Source organism: Sporosarcina sp. GW1-11 (assembly GCF_033088395.1).
Classification (GTDB): domain Bacteria; phylum Bacillota; class Bacilli; order Bacillales_A; family Planococcaceae; genus Sporosarcina.
Genome location: NZ_JAPMIW010000008.1, coordinates 74659 through 87324 on the forward strand (window position 1 = coordinate 74659; position 12666 = coordinate 87324).

Genomic DNA, 12666 nt, shown 5'->3' on the forward strand with positions numbered 1-12666 from the left:
AGTGCTCGCCTCAATTCTCATATGTTCTGTTCTCTTAGTAGATTATATGAATAACGGAATATTTGCAATACCAGTCGTTTCATCCAAACCGTATTGAATATTCATATTTTGTATTGCTTGTCCAGCTGCACCTTTTACTACATTGTCAATGACCGAAATGATCGTTGCGCGATTCGTTCGCGGATCCACTTTGACATGTATATCGCAATAGTTCGAGCCGTATACCTGTTTCGTGCCGATTTTTTGGATATCAGTTAATACTCGAACGAACGGATGATTTTCATACGTTTCTTTCAAGCAGTCGACTAGTTGTTGTTCCGTGACTTGTCCATTCACTTTCGCATAACTCGTAGCCATAATTCCTCTCGTCATTGGTACGAGATGTGTCGTAAATGTAATAGGGTCAGGTTGATCAGCAAACAGATTCATCGCTTGTTCGATTTCCGGTATATGTTGATGTTGATGTATTTTATAAATCGAGAAGTTTTCATTCGTTTCACTGAAATGCGTTGCTTGACTCGGTTTATTACCTGCACCTGATACGCCACTTTTCGCATCAATTACTAGTTGGCTACCATCGATTAATTTATTCTTTAATAATGGAAGCAACGATAATAAAACTGCTGTTGGATAACATCCAGGATTGGCAATGAATTCTGCTTCCTGTATTGCTTTTTTATTCCACTCCGGCAGTCCATAGACACTTTTCTCAAGGAATTCATTTGCAGGCGCATCTTTCTGATACCACTGCTCGTATAAAGCAGGATCTTTCAATCTAAAGTCTCCTGCTAGGTCAATCAATTTGGGACCCGCACCTACTAGTGGAGGTAGCAGCGAAGTTGTTACACCTGCTGGAGTACTGAAAAACACTGTATCAAGCTTGCTGATGTGATCTTGTGCTATTTCATGCATCGGCTGATCGTGAATATTCACGAGATGCGGATATTTCTCAGAAAAAATAGTCCCCACTTCAGAGGAAGTGAATAAATCAATCTTTTCAATTTCCGGGTGGTTATGCAGCAACCGAATCAACTCGAGGCCACCATACCCGGACGCTCCTATGATTCCTACCTTCAACGTCATCACCTCATTATTCATTAATGATAAGTATACGTATGTATAATTATAAAGTCAACTGTATTTTTATTTATTAACAGTTAATTTAATTAACTATAACTTACTCTATAGAAAAGGTACATGTCATTCGCGCAATATGTTACTATTATGTATGAAGAGTATTAAATGATAAAGTATCTAATGAAAATTCAGGAGGCTATTATGGTAGATTTATTGAAGTTGTCAGGAAAAAATATCGTCATCATGGGTGTGGCGAATGAACGCAGTATTGGCTGGGGCGTCGCAAAAGCGTTATTTTCAATAGGCGCAAATGTTATTTTCACGTATCGGAAAGATCGTTCACGCGATAAATTAGAAAAAGCATTGGCTAAGAATGAATTTACAGCGACTCAAATCGTACAATGTGATGTAAATAGTGACGAAAGCATCGAACAAGCTTTCAAAGCTATCGGCGAACAAGTCGGTGTAATCCATGGGGTCGTTCACTCTATTGCATTCGCACATCAACAAGACTTGCATAATCCGTTCGTCGAAACGACTCGTGAAGGGTATGCTTTCGCTCAAGATTCTAGCTCGTATTCATTAGTCGCTGCGGCACGTGAAGCTCGTCATTATATGACTGAAGGCGGTGCGATTATTACAATGAGTTATTTAGGAGCTGAACGTGTTCTAGAAGGCTATAATGTGATGGGTGTTGCAAAAGCAGCTCTTGAAGCGTCTGTGCGCTACTTGGCATCTGAACTTGGTCAGCAGAATATTCGTGTCAACGCAATCTCTGCAGGAGCGGTTCGCACACTGTCTGCAAAAGGAGTTCCTTCATTTAATACCATTCTTAGTAAAATTGAAGAGCGTGCACCTCTGAAGCGTAATGTTACACCTGACGAAGTATCCGATATGACTGTAGCGATGCTTAGTAATTTATCAAGCGGCGTGACGGGTGAAGTGATTTATGTCGATGCTGGTTATCATATTATGGGGTAATTAAAGAAGGGTTGTGCAAGGAGTTGTGTATTCCCAACTTTTTGCGACAGCCTTTTTGTTGTGTCGTAGCTCGACCGATTTACGGTGCTGAAGTTAAGGTGGGTTTCTGTACATAGGAAAACCATTTTGTGTTGTGGCGTTGCTCGACTCTTTATTGATACTGAAGTTCGTAAAGGTCAGCTTTCTATCATCGCTTCGGCACGTGGGGGATTGCCTCCCGCCAGAAGCCAACAAGCAAAAGACGCTAGTTGTCTCCTGGCTTCGGCCGACCCCGCAGTTGTGCCTTCGCTAATGAGTACAGTGATGATTTGTAAGCTTTGGTACGGGGGTAACCAATTTTGTGTTGGATCGTTGCTCGACTTATTTTCGATACTGAAGTTAGTAAAGGTCGCTTTCCTATCATCGCTTCGGCACGTGGGGGATTGCCTCCCACAAAGAGCCAACTAGCGAAAGTCGCGCTAGCTGTCTCTTTGTTTCGGCTGACCCCGCAGTTGTGCCTTCGCTAGTAAGGACAGAGTAGTTTTAGTAGGCTTTGTTACAGGGAAAACCGTGTTGTGTCGTAGCTCGACTTATTTTCGATACTGAAGTTCGTAAAGGTCAGCTTTCCTATCATCGCTTCGGCACGTGGGGGATTGCCTCCCACTAAGAGCCAACTAGCGAAAGTCGCGCTAGCTGTCTCTTTGTTTCGGCTGACCCCGCAGTTGTGCCTTCGCTTTTGAGTACAGTGTAATTACGGTAGTCTTTGGTACATAATAAAATTCACTTTTAGACTTCAACGTACTATGCTACTTACCTTTCACCACTAAACGAAGGCGCCTTACAAGCGGTAGCGAAGCGATGAGCCACCCGCAAGCATCGAAGTGTATTCAGTGATCAAAATTAAGTCTGATTTTTGACCTTATACAGACATTATTACATTTTCTCTACCAATTACTGAGAATTCACTTCTGTATACTTGACAGAACATTATTACTTATCATATAGTGTTACAGCAACAATGGCCTAGTTGGCTATACATACTACAAGTTATCAAAATACATACACTTTTTAAAGTACCTCAGGAGGCTTTACACATGAATAGTTTTACCAAATTCGACACGTTGAAATTAGGGCTGACTATGTTTGCCCTGTTTTTTGGCGCGGGCAATATGATTTTCCCTCCAGTTCTAGGTCAACAAGCTGGAGTCGAGACATGGATCACGCTTGCCGGATTTTTAATCACCGGTGTCGGATTACCTTACCTTGGTGTCATTGCAGTTACGATGAGCGGTGCGCAATTAAATGATTTGGCCGGCAAAGCCTCACCTTTATTTGCGATGATTTTTCCATTGATCATCTACTTAGCAATCGGTCCATTTTTCGGTATTCCACGAACTGCTACAGTAGCGTATGAAATTGCCATATCCCCCTTTGTGCCGAACGCTTATGGAACACTCGGACTCGTAGTATTTTCAGTGCTTTTTTTCAGTATAACTGTTTGGTTATCATTGAAGCCGAATAAAATCGTTGATCGTTTCGGCAGTATTTTAACGCCTGTCTTGCTTGTGATTGTGACGTTTTTCATCGTTATTGGGATTGTCAATCCTGTCGGTAAAGCAGGTCCTGCGTGGGAGCCATTTACAGAAGATGCTTTCGCCAAAGGATTCATTGAGGGCTATGGCACGATGGATGCGATTGCGGCTCTTGTGTTTGCGCTTATCGTTATAAATGCAGTAAAGATGAAAGGTATCACCGATCGTAAAGAGATTACTTCCATTACAATCAAAGCAGGTTCGATTGCAGTTATCGGCTTAAGTTTGGTTTATGCGGGTCTTGCTTACTTAGGGACAACAAGTCGTGTCATCGCAGCTGGTGCAGAAAATGGTGGTGATATATTAGCGAAGCTTGCATATGCTTTAATGGGCAATAGCGGACTGTATATACTCGGTTTGGCTGTAACTCTCGCTTGCTTGACGACTGCTATTGGATTGACTTGCGCAAGTGCGGCTTATCTTTCCAAAGTTATACCGATTATTTCTTATAAAATGTTTGTATTTATCATTTGTGGCTTTACAACTACCATTTCCAATATCGGCTTAACGAAATTACTAGACGTGATGATTCCTGTATTGATCGGTGTTTATCCGCTCGCCATTGTGTTGATTTCATTTAGCTTATTCGATCGGTTGTTTAGAGGCTATCACGAGGTCTATATATACGGCTTGACCGCTGCAGGTGTCGTAGGATTTATCGACATGTTAAATGCATTCAACGTGCAGCTAGGGCCCATTTTGAAGGTATTAGCGTATTTACCACTGTTTGATCAAGGCGTTGGATGGATTGTGCCTGCAGTTGTTTTTGGTTTTATTGGATTTATCGTGGCGCTTGCGCAAGGCAAGCCGCGGGTTCAATAAGTTATTACAATTATTTATTCGAAAAAAAGCCTGCATACTTTTGCAGGCTTTTTCTTATTATACGTAGTCAAAATCATGAGGAAATAAAATTACATGTCACTCCCCTTTCATCCATCCTTTATTCCCTTTAGTGATGATCACTTCATAATCGATGTATTCGTAAATATCATCTTCAATATGGTCACTGAATTTTTGCAGTTCCCCTACGGTTAAGTCTTCGATTGCTTTGTTTTTCTGTTCACAATAAATAATAATTTTCCCGACGACTTCATGCGCATCACGGAATGGTGTGCCTTTTGCGACTAGATAGTCCGCCAGCTCTGTCGCGTTAAGGAAACCACCTTTAATAGCTGCTTTCATATGATCGGCGTTGACGGTTAATGTGTCGATCATTTTAGACATGATTTCTAAGCAGTCAAGTACTGTGTCGAGTGCGTCAAAGAATTGTTCTTTGTCTTCTTGCATGTCTTTATTATACGTAAGTGGTAATCCTTTCAGTGTCGTTAATAACGCAAAGAGTGAACCGTAGACGCGTCCTGTTTTTCCCCTGATCAATTCTGCTGCATCTGGATTTTTCTTTTGTGGCATCATACTGCTACCTGTTGAATAAGCATCTGAAATCGTCACGAAACGGAATTCTTGGCTACTCCATAAAATGAGTTCTTCACTTAAACGGCTCATATGCATCATGATTAATGAGAAGCTAGACAGTAATTCCACTACATAATCCCGATCGCTGACACCGTCGAGGAAGTTATCGACTGGCTTATCAAAACCGAGCAATACCGTTGTGACTTCGCGGTCTATCGAATGTGTCGTACCAGCAAGAGCACCGCAGCCTAATGGGTTTTCATTAAGAATCTCTAATGCATTTTGTACACGTTTCTTGTCACGCGTGAACATTTGCGCGTATGCTCCTAAATGGTGACCAAACGTAACAACTTGCGCACGTTGCAAATGTGTATAACCAGGCATTATGACGTTATTCGCTTTACCTTTTCTTTCGAGTGAGTCGATCAATGTTTGCAAAGCATCCATTACGACAAACGCCTGATTTTTAGCATATAGTCTCATATCGACTGCCACTTGGTCGTTCCGGCTACGCGCGGTATGTAACTTCTTGCCTGTTTCGCCTACCCGTTCAGTTAAATTCATTTCAACGAATGAATGGATGTCTTCATAATTTCCTTCGATTGTTAATTCACCCGATTCGATATCAGCCAAAATGGACTGCAAGCCATTAACGAGTAACTCGCCTTCTTCCGGCGTCAATAAATCACAGTGAACTAGCATCGTGACATGTGCGATACTCCCAGCTATATCTTCTCGAAATAAACGATAATCCACAGCAAGAGAACTGTTGAATTTCTCCATGGCTTCATCTGCTTTACCGTTAAAACGCGCGCCCCAAAGTTTCATCATTCATCCAACCTCCCAAATCGTATTTTTATACACATTCACGTATAATTAGTGTTTTCTATTCGTCAGTGCAACGACACTATCTATATAGTTTGACACATATACAATCAACTTTCTAGTTTGAGTTCCGTGCCATATAGTTGCATCATGAACTGTTTCATGTGATAATAAATGAACTACAAATGAATGAGTGATGACAATGAGAAACTTTGTCCCAACACAACCTTTAAAAAATTTCCAAACCTTGCCCACACTAGGCGAGGTTTTTTTGTTGCTTTAAGGAAACACTACTATTAGGGGAGGGTAACTTTTATGACAACTTACAATTCAAAACATGCTAAAGCTTCACTTGTAGCTATATGGATTAGTTTACTAAGTAATATTGTGTTAACTGCATTAAAACTAATCGTCGGCTTTCTGTTTAGAAGTCCTGTTTTACTTGCAGACGGTTTTCATAACGCAGGCGATGTCGTTGCTTCTGCCGCTGCTTTGACATCGATGCAAATTTCTAAGCGACCAGCTGACGAAGATCACCCATACGGTCATGGTAAAGCAGAAGTCATCGGCTCAGGTATTGTAGCCATCATTTTAGGTTTAGCTTCTATTTATATTGCATTCGAAGCAGTGATGGCTTTATTTGAAGATCCAGCAACAGCAAGTAGAATCGCGTTACTTACTGCGATCGTCTCACTCGTATGGAAATACGTATTGTATATCTATACAATGCGTGTTGGCAAGGCAGAAAACAGTAAAGGTTTGATCGCGACAGCTTATGATCATTTAGCCGACATCTACGCTTCACTTGCTGCGGTTGTCGGGATTGGGCTTGCATTAATTGGTGACACATTCAACGTTCCTCTACTAGCCTACGGCGACCCGATTGCAGGTATTATTGTGTCAATCCTCGTTTTCCGTATCGCAATGGATATTGGAAAAGAGAGTGTCGATATTTTAATGGAGAAAAGTGTGAGCGACGAGCGTCTGGTTGCATTCGAAGAAATTATCCGTTCCATGCCTGAAGTAAAACGAATTGATCGGTTGCGTGCACGCGAACACGGCCACTATATATTAGTCGATATTCGCATCGGTGTCACAGGCAATTTGACAATTCAGGAAGGACATATGATTTCAAGTAGATTACGTAATTTGATCATGGCGCAAAATGAAGATGTAGACGAAGTATTAATTCATTTAAATCCATGGTATCCCGAAAAACAATCCGGTATACTTACAAACGAGGAGTGAATGATATGAACCCATTAACAATTAACGCACTAGAAGTATGCCTGAAGGAAACGGAAGAAGTAATCCGTACCGCAGATGATCATTTTTCACAGCAACCCATTTCTTATCTACAATCAAATATAGCTGAATTTTTCTATGTTGATTCTCCTGACTTCGACAACATCAATGTAGATTCATTAGTATTGGAAGTAGATGATATGTTCAAAACGTACATGGCGTTGTTCGGTTTACAAGGTAAGAAAAAAGAAGGCAACGCAATCCGCGAATTTATCGAAAATAAACTACAGCACAAACTTACCGGATGTAGCATCTCGTTTTCCGATAATGAAGGTTTCTGGGAAGTGAATATGCCGCTTGATCCAATTGAAGGTTTTGAGGAATCCATGCCGATTCAAGACGTCTTGCAACTTCTTTACGGTATACTTGGCGACCTTAACGAAATGAGAGCAGGCCAGTAATGACTACAAAATTTATCTATACGTATATCCGGCATCGTGATGAGCAGGAATTATGCCGGATGGAAATGCGTTCTTTTTTCGGGAAAGACGTGCAAGATAATGTCATTCTAAGTGAGGTGGCAGTCAATCCGTCTCGAAGTCCGTTCATGCAGGCGCGTTTAGAAGTATGGATTCAAACCGATAGCTTGGATTCATTAGTGCAACAAGCGGCTGAATTGGAAGTAGAAAAATCATTCAAGACTGTCTGCTTAAATGATATGGAACTAGCAAGTACTGAGAAAATAGGACATGCCAAACGACGGAATATCGAGCGCCAAGTAGGACTACAGATCAAAGGTGAACCTGAGCTAGATCATCCTGAACTATTGATTGGAATTATGCAATTGGAAGATCAGTGGTATGTAGGAGAACTAGTTGAAAGTTCTTCTGACTGGCATGTACATCAGCAGAAGCCTCATATGTATTCCACTGCGCTCGGTACACGTTTGGCTAGAGCCGCTGTCAATATTGCTGTACCGCATCCTGAAGGCATCCGTGTCATCGATCCTTGTTGTGGGATTGGGACGGTTCTTGTGGAAGCTTTGTCGATGGGTATTCCGATTGAAGGCCGCGACATCAATCCCCTAGTCGTCTATGGTTCTAGAAAGAACATTGCTCATTTCGGGTTACAAGGCGAAGTAGAGATTGGGCCGATTGCAGAAGTAAAAGAAGTATATGATATTGCGATTATTGATATGCCGTATAATCTTTTCACGCATATCACAGCGGAAGGACAGCTCGCTATTTTAAAGGAAGCACGACGCTTTGCGAAGAGTTGTTTAATCATTACGATAGAGAATATGGATGATATGCTTAAAGAAGCTGGTTGGAAAATCACCGATCGGTGTCTTGCGCGGAAAGGTACATTTTCTCGAGAAGTGGTATTGTGTACATACTGAAAGACGAGTCGGAAGCGTGACTTCCACTCGTCTTTTTTTTAATGTAATGAAACTGTATAATCTGCTAGTAATCGAGCACCATAGCCCGTTGCAGATTTTGTGTAATAGCCTTTAGGTTTCTGCTTATCCATTACTCCAGCCATGTCGACGTGCAACCAGTTGTTCTTCGGAGCGAATTTACGCAAGAACAGCCCAGCAGTGATCGAACCAGCTACAGACATCGAACTGATATTGTTGCAGTCCGCATACGCGCTATCTAGAGATTCTTCATAGACATCTACTAAAGGTAGTGGCCAAACAAAGTCACCGTTTTGATCGCCGATTTTTTTCATTTTATACGCTAGATCCTCATCGCCGAAAACTCCACCGATTTCCGTACCAAGTGCCCCGACGACTGCTCCTGTTAGTGTTGCGATATCTACCGTATATTCTGCCCCAAGTTCCCCCGCGCGGATCAAGGCATCTGCCAAAATCAAACGACCTTCCGCATCGGTATTCCCTACTTGTACACTGATTCCATTCTTGTATTGAATCACTTCACCCGGCATTACCGCATCCGGTCCAGGTGTATTTTCAACCATTGGAATCAACACAACTACATTCACTTTTGCATCTGAATGTGCAAGTAGTGACAACGCACCGCTTACTGCAGCCGAGCCGCCCATATCCATACGCATATCACTATCGTCACGTCCGCCTTTTAAACTAATACCACCTGAATCGTACGTTACGCCTTTACCGACAAGGGCAACTAATGGCTTCGAAGCATCCGTCTGCAATGTCATCTCAACAAATGAAGGCTCATATTTACTACCACGGCAAACCGTCAACACGCCGTTCATCTCACGCTCTTTGATTTCCTTCTTGCCTAGTACATCGATTTTCACTTTTGTACCTTTAAAGTGATCTTTCAATACTTCCGGGTATGTCTCTGGATTCAAGACATCCGATAATTCATTCATCAAGTCACGAGAAAATGCCATCGCATCTGCTCGCACTCTTCCTGTTTTCACTGATGCTTGATCCGAACCAATAACAGTCAGTTTCGTTACAGGATTCGCCTTTTTGGATTGGTAGCGATCGAAGTTATACGCTCCGAGATGCCAACCTTCTACGAATGCAGTAACTGCTTCGTCTGTAACAGACCACTTCTTTGCTAATTGATCTGCTTGAATTGTTGCAGACTTTACTTTCTGCGCTGCTACACTGCGTGATACTTCTCCAGCGATACTGCGGATTTCATCTAGTGATTTCCACTGCTTATCTTTTAAAACGACTACTTGCTTATCCCCTAGTACGAGTGAACAATGTCCGCCTGGTTGGTTCTCGACGAATTGTTTCACCAACTGATTTTTCGTTACTTGACTATCATTTGCGAATAAAATTTCTGTGTTAATTTCCATTTTTGAAGTTACCCCTCTCACTCTTTCGGTTTCCTAAATAGTTTATCACTTTTTACCCGACAGTGCTAAGAAGAGTGTTGCAATCGGTCCAAGAAAAATTGAGAGTATGAACCAATTCAGACCGCTACGATTTTTCCCCTGTGCAAGTACGGCATTGATCAAAGCTAGCGTCCCCCAGCCAACAACATATCCTTCATTCATCTTATATCACTCCATTAGTCATGTATGCTATCTATACGTTTTGAGAGTGTACTATGTTTCATTTTACCAAGTACAAAAAAGGAACATTCTAAATGTCCCTTGGTGTCAGTTCTTTAGCTATTAATTGAAGTTGGTGCGTTATCATCTGTGGCGTTGTCATAATTTTGATTGCCGACTTTCGCTCTAATTTCTTCTTCTGTTAGTGGTGGCGGGATTTCATGCTCAGCTAAGGCATGCGTTTCAAGTGGAACTTCAACATTCTCCAAAGCGGCATTACGCGCATCCATTTCGCGTCCATATTGCTCACGCTGTTGCACTGTTGTTCTTTCTTCTTTTGGTAAATCAGCCATTTCGTCACCTCAATCTTTCGTTTTCCCTTATCCTACCCGATATTTGCTATACTAAACGTATCGACTACAGCGAAAGGTGGAAGAAAACGTGACGACTATTTTAGTAGATGCGGATGGCTGCCCCGTAATTAACGAAACTATTGCGGTGGCAAAAGAGTACGATCTACCGTGTATTTTAATTTGTGATACCGCACATGAAATGCATAGAGAAGGCGCGGAGACAATTACAGTGTCAAAGGGTGCTGACGCAGTCGATTTTGTTCTAGTGAATCGGATCAAAAAAGGCGATATTGTCGTGACACAAGATTACGGCTTAGCCGCAATGGCATTAGCCAAACAAGGCTTGCCACTAGACCAGAACGGCAGATGGTTCACAAACGAAAATATCGACCAATTGCTTGCTGCACGACATAAGGCACAGAAAATCCGTCGTGCGGGTGGCAGATTACGCGGCCCCAAAAAACGGACAGCTGATCAGACAGAAGATTTTGTTTTGAGTCTACGAAAATTATGCGACACTTTCCCAACAAACTAAAAAAACGCTAATTCACTGGCTGAATTAGCGTTTTTTAGTTTAACCATATTCAAGGCTTTACTTGTATCAAAACTAAATCCGTATCTTCAATCGCATAAAGGCTATGTTTCTCAAGCGGCGCCATATGTAAAATCGTATCTGGAGTCACTTCAACGGGCTCTCCTTCTACCGTAAAACGCACTTTTCCTTTGCGCACGATAATAAATGCCTCGTTCTTTGAATCATGTTCTGCAATTTCCTGGCCTTCCTGTAGCTGAATATTCGTCAGCGTCGCATTGTTCACACTCGCCACCTTCGCCAGATGCTTTTCTTTCTCAGTCAACTGAATCTTCGTATCAATCAATTTCATGTCTACTCTCTCCTTTCAATAATTCTTTCGCAATTAGCTTATCATGAAATCCTAGTTATTCGAAACAAAAATCGCTTCATTTCATAGGTTTCCAATGTAGGTTGTAGGGAATAGTAAAGTACTATCACATCGCGTACTCTTTGAGGCAAGTTTCGTCTCTTAGACAAGTCTTCGGCATCTATTGCATATAGTTTACAAGATGTTACTTTTATCAATACTAGTTAACGGAGGTTGCTTATGCCAACAATTCAATCTGTCAGTACGGTCTGTCCACCTGTTGAACTGAAACAGGAAGAGGCGATGAACTTTGCTCGTTCCCTTTTTTCCGATTCATTTAAAGATATTGATCGATTGTTAAAAGTGTTCCAAAATGGCGAAATAGATACGCGCCAAGTATGTATGCCACTCGAATGGTATGCGGAGCCACATGACTTTGAAACGAAAAACAATCTCTATCTCGAACATTCCGTCGCGCTTGGCAAACAGGCAGTGGAGAATTGTTTGACTAATTTATCGACACTTGAGCGTACTGTAGATCCTGCAGAGATTGATGCGATTTTCTTCGTATCGAGCAGTGGATTAGCAACACCTAGTATCGATGCACGCCTCATTAATCAATTACCGTTTCGACATGACATTAAACGTATTCCGATTTGGGGGCTTGGCTGTGCAGGCGGCGCGTCCGGCATAAGTCGTGCATTTGATTACTGCAAAGCATACCCTGATGCAAATGTTCTGGTGCTTGCTTTAGAGCTATGTAGTTTAACATTCCAACGCGATGATATAACGAAAAGTAATCTAGTCGGTGTTTCATTATTTTCAGATGGAGTAGCCTGTGCATTAATTTCTGGTGTACAATCAACGATTACATGTTCACGTCCAATGCCTGCGATCCGTGCAACTTCTTCCCGCTTCTTGCCTGATTCAGAAGGCGTGATGGGTTGGGATATTAAAAACGATGGTTTGCATGTCGTATTTTCGAAAAGCATTCCACATGTCATCCAAAGCTGGCTCGGGCCATTCGTCCATCAGTTTGTAGAAGAACAACAACTAACCACGGACCGCATAAAGCATTTCGTCGCGCATCCTGGCGGCAAGAAAGTACTCGATGCCTATGAAAAAGCATTGCATATGGAAGCTGATCAGACCGCTACTTCTAAAAGAGTATTGCAGTATCACGGCAATATGTCTTCCCCTACCGTACTCTATGTATTAAAAGATTTCATTGAACAGCAACCAAAACTAGGAGAACTCGGTTTAATGGCGGCACTCGGACCTGGCTTCTGTGGAGAATTACTATTACTGGAGTGGCAGTGA

13 protein-coding genes are annotated in these 12666 nt (G+C 41.9%); 7 read left to right on the forward strand and 6 right to left on the reverse strand.

What is annotated here, in order from left to right:
• Positions 1 to 42: 42 nt before the first annotated feature.
• Complete coding sequence (argC, locus tag ORD22_RS07190) at positions 43 to 1077, reverse strand: N-acetyl-gamma-glutamyl-phosphate reductase (RefSeq protein ID WP_317645252.1); 1035 nt, start codon at positions 1075 to 1077, stop codon at positions 43 to 45.
• A 201-nt stretch (positions 1078 to 1278) separates the two neighbouring features.
• Here argC and ORD22_RS07195 point away from each other — a divergent pair, with 201 nt between their 5' ends.
• Together ORD22_RS07195 and brnQ are read left to right on the forward strand one after the other, a co-directional pair.
• Positions 1279 to 2058, forward strand: coding sequence for an enoyl-ACP reductase FabI (locus tag ORD22_RS07195; RefSeq protein ID WP_317645253.1), 780 nt, complete (start codon positions 1279 to 1281; stop codon positions 2056 to 2058).
• Positions 2059 to 3131: 1073 nt separating this feature from the next.
• Positions 3132 to 4451, forward strand: coding sequence for a branched-chain amino acid transport system II carrier protein (gene brnQ, locus ORD22_RS07200; RefSeq protein ID WP_317645254.1), 1320 nt, complete (start codon positions 3132 to 3134; stop codon positions 4449 to 4451).
• Positions 4452 to 4547: 96 nt separating this feature from the next.
• On the opposite strand, the gene argH is transcribed toward brnQ, so the two are convergent.
• Positions 4548 to 5873 carry an argininosuccinate lyase gene (argH, locus tag ORD22_RS07205; protein WP_317645255.1) on the reverse strand — a complete coding sequence of 442 codons (1326 nt, stop codon included), beginning with the start codon at positions 5871 to 5873 and terminating at the stop codon, positions 4548 to 4550.
• Positions 5874 to 6182: 309 nt separating this feature from the next.
• Between argH and ORD22_RS07210 the strand changes: the two genes are divergently transcribed.
• Genes ORD22_RS07210 through ORD22_RS07220 form a run of 3 tightly spaced genes read left to right on the forward strand, consistent with a single transcriptional unit; the run spans position 6183 to position 8511 of the window.
• Positions 6183 to 7115, forward strand: a complete 933-nt coding sequence (locus tag ORD22_RS07210; RefSeq protein WP_317645256.1) for a cation diffusion facilitator family transporter — start codon at positions 6183 to 6185, stop codon at positions 7113 to 7115.
• A gap of 5 nt (positions 7116 to 7120) precedes the next feature.
• On the forward strand, positions 7121 to 7573 hold the full coding sequence (locus ORD22_RS07215; protein ID WP_317645257.1) for a protoporphyrinogen oxidase: 453 nt from the start codon (positions 7121 to 7123) through the stop codon (positions 7571 to 7573).
• Positions 7573 to 8511: a TRM11 family SAM-dependent methyltransferase gene (locus ORD22_RS07220; RefSeq protein WP_317645258.1), complete on the forward strand. Its 939-nt coding sequence runs from the start codon at positions 7573 to 7575 to the stop codon at positions 8509 to 8511. The genes ORD22_RS07215 and ORD22_RS07220 overlap by 1 nt, the downstream gene beginning before the upstream one ends.
• Positions 8512 to 8549: 38 nt before the next feature.
• Here ORD22_RS07220 and ORD22_RS07225 read toward each other — a convergent pair whose 3' ends face one another.
• From ORD22_RS07225 to ORD22_RS07235, 3 genes are all read right to left on the reverse strand, one after another.
• The gene (locus ORD22_RS07225) at positions 8550 to 9914 is read right to left on the reverse strand and encodes a leucyl aminopeptidase family protein (RefSeq protein ID WP_317645259.1); all 1365 of its coding nucleotides are present in this window, start codon (positions 9912 to 9914) and stop codon (positions 8550 to 8552) included.
• Between the two features lie 45 nt (positions 9915 to 9959).
• On the reverse strand, positions 9960 to 10115 hold the full coding sequence (locus ORD22_RS07230; protein ID WP_317645260.1) for a hypothetical protein: 156 nt from the start codon (positions 10113 to 10115) through the stop codon (positions 9960 to 9962).
• Positions 10116 to 10228: 113 nt separating this feature from the next.
• The gene (locus ORD22_RS07235) at positions 10229 to 10465 is read right to left on the reverse strand and encodes a hypothetical protein (RefSeq protein ID WP_317645261.1); all 237 of its coding nucleotides are present in this window, start codon (positions 10463 to 10465) and stop codon (positions 10229 to 10231) included.
• A gap of 88 nt (positions 10466 to 10553) precedes the next feature.
• On the opposite strand from ORD22_RS07235, the gene ORD22_RS07240 reads away from it, so the two are divergent.
• Entirely contained in the window at positions 10554 to 11000 is a 447-nt protein-coding gene (locus ORD22_RS07240) for a YaiI/YqxD family protein (RefSeq protein WP_317645262.1), read from the forward strand.
• Between the two features lie 49 nt (positions 11001 to 11049).
• On the opposite strand, the gene ORD22_RS07245 is transcribed toward ORD22_RS07240, so the two are convergent.
• Positions 11050 to 11349, reverse strand: coding sequence for a cupin domain-containing protein (locus tag ORD22_RS07245; protein WP_317645263.1), 300 nt, complete (start codon positions 11347 to 11349; stop codon positions 11050 to 11052).
• 237 nt (positions 11350 to 11586) lie between these two features.
• On the opposite strand from ORD22_RS07245, the gene ORD22_RS07250 reads away from it, so the two are divergent.
• Positions 11587 to 12666 carry a type III polyketide synthase gene (locus ORD22_RS07250; RefSeq protein ID WP_317645264.1) on the forward strand — a complete coding sequence of 360 codons (1080 nt, stop codon included), beginning with the start codon at positions 11587 to 11589 and terminating at the stop codon, positions 12664 to 12666.